Origin of the sequence: Microbacterium sp. zg.Y1084 (assembly GCF_024623595.1) — a bacterium.
Classification (GTDB): Bacteria; Actinomycetota; Actinomycetes; order Actinomycetales; family Microbacteriaceae; genus Microbacterium; species Microbacterium wangruii.
The window spans coordinates 100997-120196 of record NZ_JANJGV010000010.1 but is presented as its reverse complement, the minus strand read 5'-3'; the positions used below and the strand labels follow the sequence as shown (position 1 = coordinate 120196).

General features: G+C 72.2%; 13 protein-coding genes. 9 read left to right on the top strand and 4 right to left on the bottom strand.

Features of this window, described 5'->3' with window-relative positions; translation table 11 throughout:
* Positions 1–12: 12 nt before the first annotated feature.
* From NQ165_RS12350 to uxaC, 3 genes are read right to left on the bottom strand one after another with little or no spacing between them, the layout of a single operon-like run.
* Positions 13–1980, bottom strand: coding sequence for an alpha-glucuronidase (locus NQ165_RS12350; protein WP_257533663.1), 1968 nt, complete (start codon positions 1978–1980; stop codon positions 13–15).
* Positions 1981–2000: 20 nt separating this feature from the next.
* The gene (manD, locus tag NQ165_RS12345) at positions 2001–3224 is read right to left on the bottom strand and encodes a D-mannonate dehydratase ManD (protein WP_374679394.1); all 1224 of its coding nucleotides are present in this window, start codon (positions 3222–3224) and stop codon (positions 2001–2003) included.
* An 8-nt stretch (positions 3225–3232) separates the two neighbouring features.
* Positions 3233–4714, bottom strand: coding sequence for a glucuronate isomerase (gene uxaC, locus NQ165_RS12340; RefSeq protein WP_257533661.1), 1482 nt, complete (start codon positions 4712–4714; stop codon positions 3233–3235).
* 118 nt (positions 4715–4832) lie between these two features.
* Between uxaC and NQ165_RS12335 the strand changes: the two genes are divergently transcribed.
* Positions 4833–5828, top strand: a complete 996-nt coding sequence (locus tag NQ165_RS12335; protein WP_257533660.1) for a LacI family DNA-binding transcriptional regulator — start codon at positions 4833–4835, stop codon at positions 5826–5828.
* 45 nt (positions 5829–5873) lie between these two features.
* On the opposite strand, the gene NQ165_RS12330 is transcribed toward NQ165_RS12335, so the two are convergent.
* On the bottom strand, positions 5874–7799 hold the full coding sequence (locus NQ165_RS12330) for a glycoside hydrolase (RefSeq protein WP_257533659.1): 1926 nt from the start codon (positions 7797–7799) through the stop codon (positions 5874–5876).
* Between the two features lie 185 nt (positions 7800–7984).
* Between NQ165_RS12330 and xylA the strand changes: the two genes are divergently transcribed.
* The 8 genes from xylA to treZ all read left to right on the top strand — a co-directional run bounded on the left by xylA (position 7985) and on the right by treZ (position 19174).
* A complete protein-coding gene (xylA, locus tag NQ165_RS12325) occupies positions 7985–9172 on the top strand; it encodes a xylose isomerase (RefSeq protein ID WP_257533658.1) in 1188 nt (395 codons plus the stop codon).
* Between the two features lie 82 nt (positions 9173–9254).
* Entirely contained in the window at positions 9255–10577 is a 1323-nt protein-coding gene (gene xylB, locus NQ165_RS12320; protein WP_257533657.1) for a xylulokinase, read from the top strand.
* Positions 10578–10645: 68 nt separating this feature from the next.
* The gene (locus tag NQ165_RS12315; protein ID WP_257533656.1) at positions 10646–11332 is read left to right on the top strand and encodes a GTP pyrophosphokinase family protein; all 687 of its coding nucleotides are present in this window, start codon (positions 10646–10648) and stop codon (positions 11330–11332) included.
* Positions 11333–11366: 34 nt separating this feature from the next.
* The gene (locus NQ165_RS12310) at positions 11367–12245 is read left to right on the top strand and encodes a transposase (RefSeq protein WP_257533655.1); all 879 of its coding nucleotides are present in this window, start codon (positions 11367–11369) and stop codon (positions 12243–12245) included.
* On the top strand, positions 12242–12742 hold the full coding sequence (locus NQ165_RS12305) for a glutaminase (protein WP_257533654.1): 501 nt from the start codon (positions 12242–12244) through the stop codon (positions 12740–12742). The genes NQ165_RS12310 and NQ165_RS12305 overlap by 4 nt, the downstream gene beginning before the upstream one ends.
* A gap of 68 nt (positions 12743–12810) precedes the next feature.
* Positions 12811–15021 carry a glycogen debranching protein GlgX gene (gene glgX / locus NQ165_RS12300; protein ID WP_257533653.1) on the top strand — a complete coding sequence of 737 codons (2211 nt, stop codon included), beginning with the start codon at positions 12811–12813 and terminating at the stop codon, positions 15019–15021.
* On the top strand, positions 15018–17426 hold the full coding sequence (gene treY / locus NQ165_RS12295) for a malto-oligosyltrehalose synthase (protein WP_257533652.1): 2409 nt from the start codon (positions 15018–15020) through the stop codon (positions 17424–17426). Before glgX ends, treY begins: the two co-directional genes overlap by 4 nt.
* Entirely contained in the window at positions 17423–19174 is a 1752-nt protein-coding gene (gene treZ, locus NQ165_RS12290) for a malto-oligosyltrehalose trehalohydrolase (protein ID WP_257533651.1), read from the top strand. Before treY ends, treZ begins: the two co-directional genes overlap by 4 nt.
* Positions 19175–19200 lie beyond the last annotated feature (26 nt).

Below are 19200 nucleotides of genomic sequence, written 5' to 3'. Positions count from 1 at the left end.
CCTTTCGCGTGCTCAGTGGACCGTGCGTCCGGCTTCGTCGGGGATGCCGGACTTGCGCAGGAAGTACGTGTTGATCTGATCGCGCCACTCCACAGCGGAACGCAGCTGCTCGGCCATGCGCTCGCTCACCCGCGCGTGCAGATCGTCGTCGACGGCGCCGGCGAGCCCGCGCCACCGCTCCACCACCCGCTCGACCCGCTCGACGCCATCGAAGTGGGTGTCGTAGATGTGCTGGATCACCGTGCGGCCGCTGCGCAGCCGGTGCGTGTACGGCACGTGGTGGAAGAAGAGCACCAGCTCGTCGGGCACCGTCTCGAGAGACTCATACCTGCTCGCCCACGGCTCGGGGTATTGGCCGGCGAAGCCGGTGCCGGTCGCCACGGTGCGGTCCACGCCGATCCCGTCGCGGTCGGCGAAGTGGTATGTGCCCCAGGGCGAGTACTCGTAGCCGTCGACGGACGGGCCGTAGTGGCCCTGCGGGTTGACCATGAAGCAGACCCCCAGTGGAGCGGTGTGCGCCTCGTAGGTGAGCCACGACTCGTCGAGCACGTCGTGGATGCCGCGGCGCACCGCCGCGTCGTCGCCGAAGGTCAGGGCGATCCACTCGTCGAGGATGCCCTCGGCCGTCAGCGTCGAGTCCCATGCCAGGCGGCCATAGGCGTAGAGATTCGCCTGGGCGAGCGGATGACCGGTCCAGTACGCGTCGTCACCGACGTTGGCGACGGCGGCCATGCCGCCCCGGGCCAGCTGCGCGATGCGCGGCCCGTCGTCGCCGAAGGGGGCGAAGTCGAGGATCTCCCGCCATTGCGGGGCCAGGTACACCGCATGGCGCTGATGGCCGGTGTACTCCTGCGTGATCTGCAGCTCGAGGGTCACCCGGGTCTGCCGCATCGCCGGAATGACGGGGGACACCGGCTCGCGCGTCTGGAAATCCAGCGGTCCGTACTTCACCTGCAGCAGCACGTTGTCGTCGAACCTGCCGTCCAGCGGGGCGAAATGGTCGTGCGCGGCGCGGGCGCGGTCGGTCTTGCGGTCGCGCCAGTCCTGCCGGTGGTCGTACACGAAGGCGCGCCAGTGCACGAGTCCGCCGTGCGGGGCCAGAGCGCGGGCGAGCATGTTGGCCCCGTCGGCGTGGTCACGGCCGTACGCGAACGGACCGGGCTGGCCCTCCGAGTCGGCCTTGACGACGAATCCGCCGAAATCCGGGATCGCGCCGTACACCTCGGCCGCAGCCGCCGCCCACCACTGCTGCACGGCGGGATCGAGCGGGTCGGCACAGGGCATGCCGGAGAGCGTCATGGGCGCCGCGAAGCTGACCGACAGGTGCACGCGGATGCCCCACGGTCGCAGCGCCGCCGCGATGCGAGCCACGTCGGGCAGGCCGTCGGTGAGCAGCCGCGCCTCGCGGGCGTGCACGTTGACGTTGTTGATCGCGACGCGGTTGATGCCGATCGATGCGAGCAGCCGGCCGTACCGCTCCACGCGGGAGAGGTCCTCGCGCACCCGGCCGTCGGCGAAGAAGATCGACCCGCCGGCGTAGCCGCGCTCGACCTGGCCCATCACCGGATGCACCGCGACGTTGTCCCAGTGGTCGAGCATCCGCAGCTCCCGCTCGGGCTCGTGCCGTGCCACCACGGCGGGATCGCCGGGGGCGACCGCGTCGCGCAGCAGCTGGAACCAGCCGTAGAGCGCCCCAGCCCCGCCGCCGCAGGCCACCACGATGCGCTCGGGGTCGAGGCGCGAGATCGCGAAGCCCTCGTGCCCGAGGTCGGCGATGTCGTCGTCGAAGCCGTACCGGCCCGCGGCAGCCGATGCGGGGACGAAGGCGATCTCCGCCTCATCGGTGTCGACGGGGCGCAGCCCGTGAGCGGTGGCATCCGCCCGCACCGAATCGAGCAGTCGGTGCTCGCCCGCCAGGTGCAGGGTGCGTCCGCGCAGCGGCGTCTGCTGCGTCAGCCACATCGGGTGGACTCTCGTCATCGCCGTCTCCTTCATCCAGGTCACCAATCGTGCACGGTTCCGTCGACCAGCCGTGCTGCCGGAAGGTACGCCGGCGCGTAGGGGAAATGCTCAGCGGCATCGTCGTCGTACCCCACGCCCAGCCCCGGTGCGTCGCCGGGGTGCAGCGAGCCGTGCGCGAACCGGTAGGAGGTGCGGAACACCTCGCCGGCCAGCGGCTGGTGCTGCATGTACTCCTGGATGCCGAAGTTGTGGATCGCGAGGTCCAGGTGAAGCGCCGCGGCCATCCCCACGGGGGAGATGTCGGTCGGCCCGTGACTGCCGGACCTGATCTGGTACTGGGCGGCGAAGTCGAAGACGCGGCGCAGGCCCGTGATGCCGCCGGTGTGCGTGACCGACGCTCGCACGTAGTCGATCAGCTGCTCCTGGATGAGCACCCGCAGGTCCTCGAGGGAGTTCATCACCTCGCCGATCGCCAGAGGGGTGACGGTGCTGCGGCGCACGAGGCGCAGTGCCTCGGGGTTCTCGGCCGGAGTGCAGTCCTCCAGCCAGAACAGGTCGTAGGGCTCGAGGTCCCGGCCCAGGCGCGCAGCCTGGATCGGGGTCAGCCGGTGGTGCGCATCGTGCAGCAGCATGAGCTCGTCGCCGAACTGCTCCCTCGCCCAGGCGAACACGCCGGGGAGGAACCGCAGGTAACGGGCGGAATCCCAGCCCTCCTCGACGCTGATTCCGGCCCGCTTGGCCGGCTCGTATGCGTAGCGCCCGGGGGCGGCTGCGCCGCCGACGCCGTACATCGCCCCCATGCCGGGCACGGCCACCTGCAGCCGCACGGCCCGGTAGCCCTCCGCCAGGCGGCCGCGTACGGAGTCGCCCAGCTGCTCGAGATCGCCCCCGGAGGCGTGCGCGTACACGAGCACGCCGTCGCGCGACGCGCCGCCGAGCAGCTGGTACAGCGGCACCCCCGCCCGGCGGGCGGCGATGTCCCACAGGGCCATGTCGACCGCCGCGATCGCCGACATCGTCACCGGGCCGCGGCGCCAGTACGCGGAGCGGTACAGCAGCTGCCAGGTGTCCTCGATGCGCGAGGCGTCGATGCCGACCAGCAGCGGCGCGACGTGGTCGCGCAGGTACGACGCCACGGCGAGCTCCCGGCCGTTGAGCGTGGCGTCGCCGAGGCCGATCAGCCCGTCATCGGTCGTGATGCGCAGGGTGACGAAGTTGCGCGAGGGGCTGGCCACGAGCACCTCGACGAGTCGGATCGTCACGGCGGCGGTCATGCCGAGACCGCCGCGGGGCGGGGGTAGCTCTCCTGCGGCAGCCGGTAGGCCAGGTCGACCGCGGTCTCGAGTGCCTCGTCGAACTCGAGCCGGTGCTCGGCCACCAGGCGCGCGAGGAAGCCGGCATCCGCCCGTCGGGACAGGTCGTGCCGTGCCGGGATCGAGCAGAACGCCCGGGTGTCGTCGACGAATCCGCTCGTGTTGCGCAGTCCCGCGGTGTCGGTGGTCGCCTCGCGGAACCGCCGGATGGCGTCGGGGGTGTCCAGGAACCACCAGGGCGCCCCGAGACGCAGGGCGGGGTACACCCCGGCGAGCGGCGCCAGCTCGCGGGAGTAGACCGTCTCGTCGACCGTGAACACGATCATGCGGAAGCCGGGATGGTGCCCGAAGGCCTCGAGCAACGGCCGCAGCGCGCGCGTGAACTCTGTCGCGACCGGGATGTCGTAGCCGATGTCGGAGCCGTAGCGCGCCGCGACGCCGCGGTCGTGGTCGCGCACGACACCGGGATGCAGCTGCATCACGAGACCGTCGTCGGCGGCCATCTCGGCGGTCTGGAAGAGCATGTGCGCCGTGAAGGCGGCCGCAGCGGCGGGGTCGGAGTGCCCCCGGCGGGCGACGTCGAAGAGGATGCGCGCCTCGGCGGCGGGCAGAGGGGTGGTGTCGGCGCGCAGATGCCCGTGATCCGAGGCGCGGGCGCCGGCGCGGATGAAGGCGCGCCGGCGCTCGCGCAGCGCCAGCAGGAAGCCGTCGTAGTCATGCGCGTCGATGCCGCTGACCGCGCTCAGCTCGTCGAGCAGGGCGGGCCAGCCGGGGCGGGCGATCTCGAACAGCGGGTCCGGGCGGAAGGTCGGGATGACCCGCTCGCCCCACCCCTGCTCGCCGAGCCGGCGGTGCGCGTCGAGCGTCGAGACGGCGGAGTCGGTGGTGGCGAGCAGCTCGATGCCGAACCGCTCGAAGAGGGCGCGCGGGCGGAAGGCGGGCTCGGCGAGACGGTCGGCGAGGTGGTCGAACAGCGCGTCGGCGGTCTCCGGCGACGGCGACGCCGGGGCGTGGAACACCTCGGCGAGCACGTGCTCGAGCCAGAACCGCGTCGGGGTGCCCCTCAGCGCGCTCCACCCCGCGCAGAACCGGCGCCAGATGACGCGCGGGTCGCGCTCGCCGTCGTCGCCGACGCCGAGGTCGGCGACACTGCGCACGCCCGCATCGCGCACCGGTCCCGGGGAGGTCGCTTGGGACACCAGCATGCGCACGAGGTAGTGGTCGGGCGTCACCAGCAGCCGCGCGGGGTCGGGGAAAGCCTCGTCGTCGGCGAGCAGGGCGGCGTCGACGTGGCCGTGCATCGAGACGATCGGCAGCGCGCTCGTCTCGCCCAGGATGCGCCGCGCCACGGCGCGCACCTCCGGCTCGGCCGGCAGCGCGCGGTCGGCGTGCAGGGTCCAGGGGCGTTGGTCGACACCGATCGTGCTCGTCACCGTCATTGGTGCACTCCCTCGCTATGTAAACGTTATTATCGTAGCTGTTATGCGAAAGTGTCCATAGCGCCCGGCGGGGACCGGGCGCTTCGGCTGGATCGACACGAGGTGGCTCAGAGAATTGGTGACCGTACACGACGTCGCCGCCCGATCCGGCGTCTCGATCGCGACGGTGTCGCGCACCCTGCGCGAGCCGCACCGGGTCTCGGCCGACACCCGCGAGCGCGTGCTCGCCGCAGTCAGCGATCTCGGCTACCGGCCCAACCGCGCCGCCGCCAGTCTGCGCCGCGGCCGCACCGGGGTCATCGCCCTCGTGGTGCCCGACATCGAGAACCCCTACTTCTCCTCCCTCACCAAGGGGGCACAGGCCATCGCCCGGTCGCGCGGCTACGGCCTCGTCGTGGTGGACACCACCGAGCAGGCCGACGTCGAGGCGGAGGAGATCGCGGCGCTGCGGCCGCAGATCGACGGCATCATCCTCGCGTCGTCGCGGCTTCCCGATGCCCGCCTGGCCGAGGCCGTCGACGGCATCCGCTGCGTGCTCATCAACCGCGACCTCACCGCCGCCGGTCTGCCGGTGCCCACCGTCACCATCGACGAGCGGGCGGGTGGCGCGGCGGCCATCGGCCACCTGAGCGGCCTGGGGCACCGCCGCATCGCGTACGTCGGCGGTCCCGTGAGCTCGTGGTCGCAGCAGCGACGCGTGCAGGGCGTGCGGCAGGCGGCGCAGGATGCCGGAGTGACACTGCTGGAGGTGGGCAGCTTCGCCGCCGACGCCGACGGAGGGCGCGCGGCCGCCGAGGCGGCGCTCGCCGAGGCGCCGACTGCCGTGATCGCGTACAACGACCTGGTGGCGCTGGGTCTGCTCGCCCAGTGGTCGGAGCGTCGCCTGCGGGTGCCCGAGGACGTCAGCCTCGTCGGCTTCGACAACACCTTCGTCGCCGAGCTGTCGTCGCCGCGGCTGACCAGCGTCGGCGCGGATCTGCGGGCGTTCGGAGAAGAAGCCGTCGGTCTGCTGCTCGAGCACGTGGACGGCCCCCGCGACGAAGCCGGCGCGCACCGCGAGCTGTCGCCGCGGCTCGTCGTGCGCGACTCCACCGCGGCCGTCGCCGCGCAGTGACGGGAGGGCGAGGGAGCGGCCCGGCCGCACCCTCGCCCGGGCCGATCAGTCGACGGGGAACAGCGACAGCGTCATGGTCGCCCGGTAGGTGCCCGAAGGCGTCTCCACCGGCAGGTCCAGGCGCAGGCCCGCCGTCAGCGCCGTCGACCCCGCCCGCCCATCGGAGTCGGCGCCGGCCAGCCTCGCGGGGGAGGAGAGCCCGGGGCCACCCTGCGGGGCGGTCGCCACGGTGCCGCCCGCGGCCACGCCCGGTCTGGGGGTGACCACGCGCGGCGTCCAGCCCAGGTGCGACGACGCCACGGTGGCTTCGTCGGCGGTGAAGTCCCCTACCTGGCCGGTGACCTGCCAGCCGCCGCCGTCCGCCTGCGCGTCGGTGCGGGAGTCGGTGACGGTGACCGTGGGGAGCGCGCCGTCGAACCGCAGGCTGGTGCCGGCGTTGCGGACTTCGCTCAGCTCGACGCGGTCGCCGTACTCCGCCACCGTCAGTGCCAGCGTGCCCGGCTCCTGCCCCTCGGGCACGGTGGCCTCGATCGGGATGCCGTCGCCGGAAGGCGCCTCGGGATCGACGACCAGCGTGACCAGGGACCGCGCCGGCAGGGCCAGCGCGGTGGTGCCGTCGGCGGTCGTGGCGATGCCCTCCATCTCCTCCAGCCGGTGCTCCTGGCTGTTGACGAACGCGCGCGGCTGCGTCGCCAGGTCGATGTCGGTGCTCACCGGAGACGAGGTGGTGTTGAGCAGCTGCACGACGCGCGTCCCGTCGGCGTTGTCGAAGGCGGCGACCTTCAGTCCGTCGACGGCGTGGACCGCGTCGAAGCGGGTCGCGCCCGGGCGGATGAAGCGGCTGAAGGCCGCCATCCCGTACAGCCGTGCGCCGACGGTGAAGGTGTCGTTCTCGACGTCCACGATCATGAGCGACCCCGACCCGCCCTGGCTCACCCCCAGCCACCAGAGATAGCCGGTGGCGTTGGCGCGGGTGAGCGTGTCCATCATGTGGTCGACCATGCGGATGCCGTCCGACCCCGCGCCGGTCGGCCCGTCCCAGTCGGCGTTGAATTCGGTCAGGCCGGCCACCGAGGCGGCCCACTCCGACATCCACAGCGACTTGTCGGTCTCGAACGCGGTGTCGGACCGGCTCGCGTACGAGTGCGCCGTGAGGACGTCGACCCACCGGGAGGCCTCCGCGTCCTCCAGCAGGGCGCTGTGGTAGTTCTTCCCCTGGTTCCAGCCGAACGACTCGCAGCACAGCACGTCGTAGCCGGCCGCATCGGCGACAGGGCCGAGCACCTTGGTGAAGTCGGCCGCCTGGGCCGGTGTCAGCCGCATCGCCTCGTACGACGTCGTGTAGTCCGGCTCGTTGGTGAAGGCGAGGCCGTCGATCTCCACCCCCTCCTGCTTGTAGAAGTCCGCCCAGGCCACGAGGTAGTCGGCGTAGGCGGCCCGCCAGTCCCCGCTCGCGCAGTCGGTGCCGGGGACTCCGCAGAGGACCCCGCCATCGGTGGGGATGCCGTTGGTCTTCATGTAGCCGGGGGCGCTCCAGGCGTTGCCGTAGATGTACTCGACCCCGGCCGCCTCGGCCTCCTGCGCGAACCAGACCTGGCCGTTGTCGTAGCCGTCCCACCGGTAGTCGGGTGCCGCGTCCGGGCCACCTGGATCCTCCGGCTGGATGGAGACCATCACGTCGTACGTGTCGTGGGTCTGCGCGCCGATGCCCAGTCGCAGGATGGACGGATCCACGCCGCTGTCTCCGAGCAGCAGTTCGACGGCCTCGGCCTTCTTCTCGTCGGACAGCAGGTTCAGGCGATGCGTCCGCTGGAACGCCGCCGAGTATCCGAATCCGTCGATCGTCTGCTGCGTGTTCTGTGGCTGCAGGTCGATGGCGGTGGGGCCGGGATCGGCCGCGGCAGCGCTCGGGACGACGAGCGCCGCGCCGACGAGGAGGAGGGTGCTCACCAGGGACAGAGTCTTCTTCACTTCGCAGTCTCCTTCGACGCGGTGGGAATGTAAACGTTAACCTAGGGGTGCCGTCGTCTGCGGTCAAGGGTGCCGGACGTGGCCGCCGACAGGGTGGCGCGTGGTGCGCCGTCGCACTGGACGCGGCATCCGTTCTGCTATACGTTGTCGTTAACAACATTTAGCGCGACCAACGAAGGAGCGTCATGCCCACCCCCACCCGCGACGACAAGTTCTCGTTCGGACTCTGGACGATCGGCTACAACGGCGCCGACCCGTTCGGCGGCCCCACGCGCCCCGCGCTGGACGTCGTGCACGCCGTGGAGAAGCTCGCCGAGCTCGGCGCGTACGGCCTCACCTTCCACGACGACGACCTGTTCGCCTTCGGCTCCAGCGATGCCGAGCGCCAGACGCAGATCGACCGCCTGAAGGGCGCCCTCGCCGATACCGGCCTGATCGTGCCGATGGTCACCACCAACCTCTTCTCCGCTCCGGTGTTCAAGGACGGCGGCTTCACGTCCAACGACCGGGCCGTGCGGCGCTTCGCCCTGCGCAAGGTGTTCCGCCAGCTCGACCTCGGTGCCGAGCTCGGTGCGAAGACGTTCGTCATGTGGGGTGGCCGCGAGGGTGCCGAGTACGACTCGGCCAAGGACATCCGTGCGGCCCTCGAGCGGTACCGCGAAGCCGTCAACCTGCTCGGCGACTACGTCACCGACAAGGGCTACGACATCCGGTTCGCCATCGAGCCCAAGCCGAACGAGCCCCGCGGCGACATCCTGCTGCCGACGCTCGGTCACGCGCTGGCGTTCATCGACTCGCTCGAGCGCCCGGAGCTGGTGGGGCTGAACCCCGAGGTCGGCCACGAGCAGATGGCGGGGCTCAACTTCGCCGCCGGCATCGCGCAGGCGCTGTACCACGGCAAGCTCTACCACATCGACCTCAACGGTCAGCGGGGCATCAAGTACGACCAGGACCTCGTCTTCGGTCACGGCGACCTGCACAACGCGTTCGCGCTGGTCGACCTGCTGGAGAACGGCGGCCCCGGCGGCGTCCCCGCCTACGACGGCCCCCGCCACTTCGACTACAAGCCCTCGCGCACCGAGGACGAGAACGGTGTCTGGGACTCGGCGGCTGCGAACATGCGCACCTATCTGCTGCTCAAGGAGCGCGCCGCGGCCTTCCGCGCCGACCCCGAGGTGCAGGAGGCGCTCGCCGCCGCTCGCGTCGACGAGCTCTCGGTGCCCACGCTCGGCGAGGGGGAGTCGTACGACGACTTCCTCGCCGACCGCTCGGCGTACGAGGACTTCGACCCGTCGGTGTACTTCGGCGGCAAGGGCTTCGGCTTCGTGAGGCTGCAGCAGCTGGCCACCGAGCACCTGATGGGTGCCCGCTGACGCGATGACGACAGGCGGGGCGTCGCTGCGGCGGCGCCCCGCCTCGTCCGCGCCGGGGTTCGAAACGAGAGAGGGAGCCGACATGGCACTGGTGATGGGTGTCGATTCGTCGACGCAGTCGTGCAAGGTGGTCGTGACGGATGCCGCGACGGGCGCCATCGTGCGGGAGGGGCGCGCCGCCCACCCCGACGGCACGAGCGTGGACCCGGCGGCGTGGTGGGAAGCGCTGCAGGCGGCGATCGCCGCGGCGGGGGGTCTCGGCGACCCCTCGTCGTCCGACGGCGTGGTCGCGTGGGCCGTCGGGGGGCAGCAGCACGGCATGGTGGCGCTCGACGCCGACGGCCGGGTGGTCCGTGACGCGCTGCTGTGGAACGACACCCGCTCGGCGGGCGCGGCGGCCGACCTCATCGCGGAGTTCGGCGCGGAGGAGCTCTCCCGGCGCACGGGGCTCGTGCCGGTGGCATCCTTCACCATCACCAAGCTCCGCTGGCTGCGCGACCATGAACCCGACAACGCCGCACGGGTGGCCGCGGTGGCGCTGCCGCACGACTGGCTCACCTGGCGGCTGCGCGGCTTCGGCCCGGCCGGCGAGTCGCCGCTGGGGCCGCAGCTGGACGAACTGGTGACCGACCGCTCCGATGCTTCCGGCACCGGGTACTGGGATCCCGAGACCGGCGGGTACGACCGTGAGCTGCTCATCGCCGCGCTCGGCCACGACGCGGTGCTGCCGCGGGTGCTCGGTCCGCGCGAGAGCGTGACCGACGCCGCCGGTCGGCTGGTGGGCGCCGGTGCCGGCGACAATGCCGCGGCTGCGCTGGGCGCGGGCGCCCGCACCGGGGACGTGGTGGTGTCGATCGGCACGAGCGGCACCGTCTTCGCCGTCAGTGCCGAGCGCACCGTCGACCCCACCGGCACGGTCGCCGGGTTCGCCGCCGCCGACGGCGGGTTCCTGCCGCTGGTGGCGACCCTCAACGCCTCACGCGTGCTCGACGCGATCGGCCGGCTCCTCGCGGTCGACCACGCCGAGCTGTCGCGCCTGGCGCTGGCCGCTGCGCCCGGCGCGGGCGGTCTCTCCCTCGTGCCGTACTTCGAGGGCGAGCGCACCCCGAACCTGCCGGATGCCACCGCGTCGCTGACCGGCATGACGCTGGCATCCACGACCCGGGAGAACCTCGCCCGCGCCGCGGTGGAGGGGATGCTCGCCGGGCTCGGCGCCGGCCTCGACGCGCTGCGCGGCCTCGGCGTGCCGCTCGAGCGCGCCCTGCTGATCGGCGGAGGCGCACGGTCGCAGGCGGTGCGCGAGATCGCGCCGCAGGTGTTCGGCATGCCCGTGCAGGTCCCGGAGCCCGGCGAGTACGTCGCCCTCGGCGCCGCCCGGCAGGCGGCGGGGCTGCTGCGCACCTGACCCCGCCATGGCGGCGGGCGCGCGGCCGCTCACAGCGGACGCCTCATTGGGCGTCGTAGGGTCGTGACATGGCCATCCCCGTGGGCGAGGAGCCCGTGTCCCTGTCGGCGCGGGAGCTGCGCGACCTGCGTGACGACCTGCAGCGGTTCCTGCTGGAGTACCGCTTCGGCCTGCAGGAGGTCGAGACGAAGATCTCGATCCTGCGCGACGAGTTCGCGCTGATGCACGACTACAACCCCATCGAGCACGTGAGCAGTCGCGTCAAGACGCCCGACAGCCTCGTGGCGAAGGTGGCGCGCAAAGGCGTCGACACGTCTTTCGAGAGCATCCGCACCCACATCACCGATGTCGCCGGGGTGCGCATCACCTGCAGCTTCCGCGCCGACGCCTACCGACTGTTCGATCTGCTCACCGCGCAGCCCGACATCACGGTGATGGAGGTCAAGGACTACATCGCCGAGCCCAAGCCCAACGGCTACAAGAGTCTGCACGCCATCGTCTCGGTGCCGGTGTACCTGTCCACGGGTCCCGTGCAGGTGCCGGTGGAGATCCAGTTCCGCACGATCGCCATGGACTTCTGGGCGAGCCTCGAGCACAAGATCTACTACAAGTACGCGCAGCAGGTGCCCGACTCCCTGCTGGACGAGTTGAAGGATGCCGCCGACTCGGCCTCGGCCCTCGACGAGCGGATGCAGCGGCTGCACCAGGAGCTGCACGGCGAGCGGCGCCGCCCGCCGCAGATCCGCCCGGTCTGAGCGCGGCGCGCCCCCGTCCGGGCAGAATGGGCGGGTGGCGGACGACGACCTCGACGACGTGGCGGCGGAGCTCTACGCCCTCACGCCGGCAGAGTTCACCGCCGCCCGCAACGCCCGCGCGGATCGGGCGTCGGGGGACGCCGCCCGGGCCATCCGGGCTCTGCGCAAGCCCGTCGTGGCCGCCTACGCCGTCGACCTGCTCGCGCAGGCGGGCGCGCTCGGCGAGGCGCTGGAACTGGCCGCCGCGCTCCGCGAGGCCCAGGACGACCTCGATGCCGCCGAGATGACCCGCCTGGGCAGGCAGCGCCGCGCGCTCGTCGCGGCCCTCTCCCGGCAGGCCGCCGACCTGGCCCGCGACCGCGGGGTCGCCGTCAGCGCGGCTGCCCTCGGCGACGTGGAGTCGACGATCGACGCCGCGGTGCGCGACGACGCGGCCGCAGCGGCGGTGCTGACGGGCCGCCTGGTGCGCCCGCTCGCAGCGACGGGGGTCGACCCGGTCGACCTCACCGACGCGGTCGGCGGCTCCATCCCCGGCATCGCCGATCGGCCGGCGAGGCCGCCGGCGCCGCGCGACGACCTGGCCGAGCGCCGCGCGCGCCGCGCCGCCGAGAAAGCGCTGCGTGAGGCCGAGCGCGCGGCGGCCGACGCCGACCGCCGTCTCGGCCGCGTCGAGGCCGCCGTCGCCAAGGCGCGGGAGCGGGCCGGACACCTCGCCGAGCGCACCGATGAGCTGCGGGCCGAACTCGAGCGACTTCAGGCGGATGCGGCGAGGGCTGAGGCCGCCGTCGCCGCGGCGGAGGACGAGCGCACGGCTGCCGCCGAAGGGGCGCGCGCCGCGCGTCGCGTCGCCGACGAGGCCCGCCGCGCCGTGGATGCTGCGACCCGGCCGTCCGGAAAGGGGACGGGCGAGTGAGCGAACCGACGCCGACCGCGCAGATCGTCGCCGACGCGCGTGCGCGACTGGCGGGGCTCCCGCGCGAGCGGCTGGGCGCGGCGCCTCCCGCGCGGCGCCTGCGCCTCTTCCCGCGCGCCCCGCGGCTCGTGCCGGTCGGCGAGGCATGGCACCTGGGGGTGCTGCTCATCACCGACGACGCGGTGCTGGCCACCGGCGACATCGTCCGCGCGCGCCGTGAGGTGCGCCGCGGGTACACGGCCCAATCGCAGCGGGAGCGCGCCGAACTGGCCGCCGCCGCGTTCCGTGGTGGTTTCGCCGAGGGGGAGACCGTGCACGTGGGGTGGCGGCGCATCGACCTGGAAGCCGTCGCCGACGGCGCGGCATCCGGTCCGCTGGCGATCGTCGACGGCGCCCCGGTCGTGCGGTGGAGCGCGGCCGGCGGCTACCGCGCGCTGACGGACTACCTCGCCGAGCGCATCGCCCTGCTGCGCGAGCCGCCCACCGGCGCCACCTGACAGGCGGGGGCACGCAGGGCTTTGTCAAGCGCTCCGGGCCATGTTCTCGGCCGGTCTATCGTGTGAACGTGCAGACATGGCCTGGATCCGCCTACCCGCTCGGAGCGACGTTCGATGGCAATGGGACGAACTTCGCGATCTTCAGTGAGGGGGCGGAGCGCGTCGAACTGTGCCTGTTCGGGGACCGCGGCAGGGAGACCCGGGTGGACCTCGTCGACGTCGACGCCTTCGTCTGGCACGCCTACCTGCCCAACGTCCAGCCGGGCCAGCGGTACGGCTACCGGGTGCACGGCCCGTACGATCCGGCCACCGGCAAGCGCTTCAACCCGAACAAGCTTCTGCTCGACCCGTACGCCAAGGCCGTCGACGGTCAGGTGACGTGGGGTCAGGAGGTGTTCGCCTACCCGTTCGGCGACCCCGACGGGCGCAACGACGCCGATTCCGCCGCGCAGATGATGAAGGGCGTCGTGGTGAACCCCTTCTTCGACTGGTCGGGGGACCGCCAGCCGAAGACGCCCTACGCCGAGACCTTCATCTACGAGGCGCACGTGAAGGGGCTCACCCAGCTGCACCCCGACATCCCGGATGACATCCGCGGCACCTACAGCGCGATCGCGCATCCGGTGATCATCGAGCACCTGAAGAAACTCGGCGTCACGGCGATCGAACTCATGCCGGTGCACCAGTTCGTCAACGACTCCACCCTCGAGGACAAGGGGCTGTCGAACTACTGGGGCTACAACACGATCTCGTTCTTCGCCCCGCAGAACACCTACTCCGCGACAGGTCAGCGCGGCCAGCAGGTGCAGGAGTTCAAAGGCATGGTGCGGGCGCTGCACGCGGCCGGCATCGAAGTCATCCTCGACGTGGTCTACAACCACACCGCCGAGGGCAATCACCTCGGCCCCATGCTCTCGATGCGCGGCATCGACAACGAGGCCTACTACCGCCTCGAGGACGACGACAAGCGGTACTACACCGACTACACCGGTACCGGCAACAGCATGAACGTCGGCAGCCCGCACACGCTGCAGCTGATCATGGATTCGCTGCGCTACTGGGTGCTGGAGATGCACGTCGACGGCTTCCGCTTCGACCTGGCGGCGACCCTGGCCCGGGAGTTCTACGACGTCGACCGCCTGGCGGCGTTCTTCGAGCTCGTGCAGCAGGACCCGGTGGTCTCCCAGGTCAAGCTCATCGCCGAGCCGTGGGACATCGGTCCCGGTGGCTACCAGGTCGGCAACTTCCCGCCGCAGTGGACGGAGTGGAACGGCAAGTACCGCGACACGGTGCGCGACTTCTGGCGCGGCGAGCCGCAGGCCCTGGGCGAGTTCGCCTCGCGCATCACCGGCTCGGCCGACCTGTACGAGCACTCCGGCAGGCGGCCGGTGGCATCCATCAACTTCGTCACCGCCCACGACGGGTTCACCCTGCGCGATCTGGTGTCCTACAACGACAAGCACAACGACGCCAACGGCGAGAACGGCCGGGACGGCGAATCGCACAACCGGTCGGAGAACTTCGGCGTCGAAGGCCCCACCTCCGTTGCCGAGGTCCTCTCGGCGCGCGCGCGCCAGCAGCGCAATTTCATCGCCACGCTCCTGCTGAGCCAGGGGGTGCCGATGCTGCTGCACGGCGATGAGCTCGGCCGCACGCAGCAGGGCAACAACAACGGCTACGCGCAGGACAACGAGCTGACGTGGGTGCACTGGGATGCCGTGGACCAGCCGCTCGTGGAGTTCACCTCCGCGCTGGCTCGTCTGCGCCGCGAGCACCCCGCCTTCCGGCGCAGCCGCTTCTTCGACGGCCGCCCGGTGCGGCAGGAGGAAGGGGCGCCTGTACCCGACATCGTCTGGCTGCGCCCGGACGGCACCCGCATGCAGCCCGAGGACTGGGACTCGGGCTTCGGCCTGGCCATCGGCATGTTCCTCAACGGCAACGGCATCCGTGAACGGGATCGCCGCGGCGAGCGGATCACCGACGACGATTTCCTGGTGCTCTTCAACGCCGGCGACGAGACCGTCGACTTCGACATCCCCGACCGCGAGTTCGCCCCGAGCTGGGACGTGATGGTCGACACCGCGGGCCTGCTCGCCGACAGCGCGACGATCGAACCCGGTGGCACCGTGCCGGTGCAGGGGCGGTCGCTCGTGGTGCTGCGTGAGCACTCGCTGCCGGAGGTCGAGCCCGATCACTCCGTCGCGGCGTCGCTCGCGGCGACGACCGGTGTGATCGACGAGATCCCGGCGGCCTCGCCGCGCAGTGAGGCGAGCCGGTGACGCCCGCCACCTCCACCTACCGGCTGCAGATCCGGCCGTCGTTCGACTTGGATGCCGCAGCGGACCTCACCGGCTACCTGCGCCGACTCGGGGTCGACTGGGCGTACCTGTCGCCGCTGCTGCGCGCCACGACCGGCTCCGACCACGGGTACGACGTCGTCGACCCCACCCAGGTCGATCCCGCCCGAGGCGGCGCCCAGGGTCTGCACCGCTTCGCCGGAGCCGCCCGCGCCGCCGGCCTCGGCATCCTCATCGACATCGTCCCCAACCACATGGGCATCTCGCAGCCGGCGGAGAACCCCTGGTGGTGGGACGTGCTGCGCCGGGGGCGGGAGAGCGAGCACGCGGGCGCGTTCGACATCGACTGGGAGTACGGGCAGGGGCGCGTGCGCGTGCCGATCCTCGGCGCGGAGCCGGCGGAGGTCATCGCCGCCGGCGAGATCATCGTCGACGCCGATGCCGACGTCGTGCGCTATCACGAGCACGCGCTGCCGCTGGCTCCCGGCTCCCTCGACGGGCTCGACCCCGCCGACGTCGCCGCGGTCCTCGCGCGACAGAACTGGGAGCTGATCTTCTGGCGGCGGGAGGCGGCGGAGCTGAACTACCGCCGCTTCTTCGCCGTGACGACCCTCGCCGGGCTGCGCGTGGAGGACCCCGAGGTGTTCGAGCGGTCGCACGCCGAGATCCTCCGCTGGGTGCGCGAGGACCTCGTCGACGGGCTGCGGGTGGACCACCCCGACGGGCTCGCCGACCCCGGCGCCTACCTCGACCGGCTCGCCGCGGCCACCGGCGACCTGCCCGTGCTCGTGGAGAAGATCCTCGAGCACGCCGCGACCGACCACCCCGAGGCGCTGCCGGGCTGGTGGCGCACGACCGGCACGACCGGCTACGACGCGATGGCCGAGATCGACCGGCTGCTCATCGACCCGGCGGGCGAGGCAGGGCTCGACCGCCTCGACGCAGCACTCCGCGCGGAGAGCGGCCTGCCGCCCCTCACCGGCTACGCCGACCTGATGCATGACACCAAGCGCATGATCGCCGACACGATCCAGCAGGCCGAGATCGCGCGCCTCGTGCGCACGCTGCGCGCTGAGGCCGCGGGGGAGGCGGCCGCGGCCGATCCCGCGCTCGCCGACGACGCGCAGGTGACTGACGCCCTGGCCGAGCTGCTGGCGAACTTTCCGGTGTACCGCTCTTACCTGCCCGCCGGCATCGAGCACCTCGACCACGCCGTCGCCGAGACCGCGCGCCGCCGGCCCGACCTCGCCGCGACCGCCCTGGCCCTCGCGGCGCTCGTCTCGCGCCCGGGCACGGAGCTGGCGCGCCGGTTCATGCAGACCACCGGGCCGGTCATGGCCAAGGGCGTGGAGGACACCGCGTTCTACCGCATGACGCGCCTGGGCACCCTCACCGAGGTGGGCGGCGATCCGTCGGTGTTCGCCCTCGACGTCGAGCGCTTCCACACCGCGCAGGCGCGGCGGCAGGCGCAGTGGCCGCACGCCATGACGTCGCTGTCGACCCACGACACCAAGCGCGGCGAGGACGTGCGCGCCCGCCTGTCGGTGCTCGCCGAGATCCCGGACCGCTGGGCCGAGGTCCTGCAGCGGCTGCGGGGCGTGGCATCCACCGGTCACGGACCCTTCGACTCCCTGCTGTGGCAGGCGATCATCGGCGCCTGGCCGGCGAGCGCCGAGCGGCTGCACGCCTACGCCGAGAAGGCGGCGCGCGAGGCGGCCGAGCGCACGGGCTGGTGGGACCCGGATCCGGCCTTCGAAGGGCGCATGCACGCCCTGGTCGACGCGGCCTTCGACGGCGCGCACGAGATCGTGGACTCCTTTGCGACCGAGATCGCGATGCCGGGATGGTCCAACTCGCTGGCCGCGAAGCTGGTGCAGCTGACCGCTCCCGGCGTGCCCGATGTCTACCAGGGGTCGGAGCTGTGGGAGACCTCGCTCGTCGACCCCGACAACCGGCGCCCCGTGGACTTCCCCGCGCGCGGTCGTCTGCTGGCACGCATCGACGAGGGGTGGATGCCGCGGGTGGACTCCAGCGGTGCGGCGAAGCTGCTGGTCGTCTCGCGGGCGCTGCGGCTGCGCCGCGACCGACGCGAGCTGTTCACCCACTATCGACCGGTCACGGCGGTGGGCGCGGCATCCGACCACCTCGTGGCGTTCGACCGGGGCGGTGCGATCACCCTCGCCACCCGTCTGCCGGTGGCGCTCGCCGCCCGCGGCGGCTGGGGCGACACCGCGGTGATGCTCCCGGCGGGGCCCTGGCGCGACGAGTTCACCGGGCGCATCATCGAGGGCGGTGCCGCGTCGGTCGGCGACGTGCTGGCGACCTACCCGGTGGCGCTGCTGACCCCTGCCACCGATGCGGGGAGCGACGAGAGGAGACGGGCATGAGCGTCGACGTGTGGGCGCCGCGGGCGCAGCGCGTGCGGCTGCGCCGCGAGGGCGCGGACGACCTCGACCTGATCGCGGGCGACGACGGGTGGTGGGCGGCCGACGTCGACCTCGCCGACGGTGAGCGGTACGGCTTCGTGCTCGACGACTCGGACGCGGTGCGGCCCGATCCCCGTTCGCGGCGCCAGCCCGATGGCGTACACGGCACGTCGGCGCACGTGGACGTGTCGCAGTTCACCTGGACCGACCACTCCTGGACGGGCCGGCAGCTGGCCGGCGGACTCGTGTACGAGATGCACGTGGGCACGTTCACGCCCGAGGGCACGCTGGATGCCGCGATCGGCCGTCTCGACCATCTGGTCTCGCTCGGGGTCACCCACGTGGAGCTGCTGCCGGTGAACGGCTTCAACGGCGTGCACAACTGGGGCTACGACGGCGTGCTCTGGTACGCCGTGCATGAGGCGTACGGCGGTCCCGACGCCTACCGCCGCTTCGTGGACGCCGCCCACGCGGCGGGCCTGGCCGTCGTGCAGGACGTCGTGTACAACCACCTCGGCCCGAGCGGCAACTACCTCCCCGAGTTCGGACCGTACCTGCGCGATGCGTCCCGCAACACCTGGGGGATGAGCATCGACCTCGACCAGGATGCCGTGCGCTCGTTCATCGTCGAGAACGCGATGATGTGGCTCGGCGATTACCACGTCGACGGGCTGCGCCTGGATGCCGTGCATGCCCTGCACGACGACCGTCCGCGCCACGTGCTGCAGGAGATCGCCGAAGCGGCCGACGCGCTGTCTGCTCATCTCGGCCGGCCGCTCACCCTGATCGCCGAGTCCGACCTGAACGACCCGACGCTGATCCTCCCGCGCGAGGCCGGCGGCTTCGGCCTCACCGCGCAGTGGAGCGACGACTGGCACCATGCCGTGCACGTCGCCCTCACCGGGGAGACCAGCGGCTACTACGCCGACTTCGCGGCGCTGGAGGCGCTGCCGAAGGTGTGGACGCGCGGATTCTTCCACGACGGCACGTATTCCTCGTTCCGCGGGCGCGACCACGGGCATCCGCTGCCGGCCGAGGTGCCCACGTGGCGCCTCGTCACCTTCGCCCAGGACCACGATCAGATCGGCAACCGGGCCGAGGGCGACCGCCTGACGGCGACCCTGCCGCCCGAGCGCCTCGCGATCGCGGCGGTGCTCACCCTCACGGCGCCCGGCACGCCCATGCTGTTCATGGGTGAGGAGTGGGGGGCATCGACGCCCTGGCAGTTCTTCACGTCGCATCCCGAGCCCGAGCTCGCCGAGGCGACCGCCAAGGGTCGCACGGAGGAGTTCGCGCGCATGGGCTGGGACGAGTCGCTCGTGCCGCACCCGAACGACCCCGAGACGTTCCGCCGCTCGAAACTGGACTGGTCGGAGCACCTGTCCGACGGGGTGGCCTCCGCGCCGCACCGGCGCCTGCTGGAGCTGTACCGCGACCTCGCGCGGCTGCGCCGGCGGCGGCCGGAGCTGACCGATCCGGCATCCGCAGGCCTCACCGCCGACGCGGCCGACGGCCCCGGCGGCCGCCGCTATCGCCTCGGACGCGATTCCCTGACGGTCCTGGTGAACCTCTCCGCCGAGACGTGGACGGTCGGCCTGACCGCGGGCGATGTCGTGCTGCTGACGACGGATGCCGGCAATGCCGTGACCGAGGGCGCGCTCACCGTCGCCCCCGACTCGGCGGTCGTCGTCGGCCCGCCCCTTCCCTGAGGCCGCCGCCCTGTCAACCCCGTGCT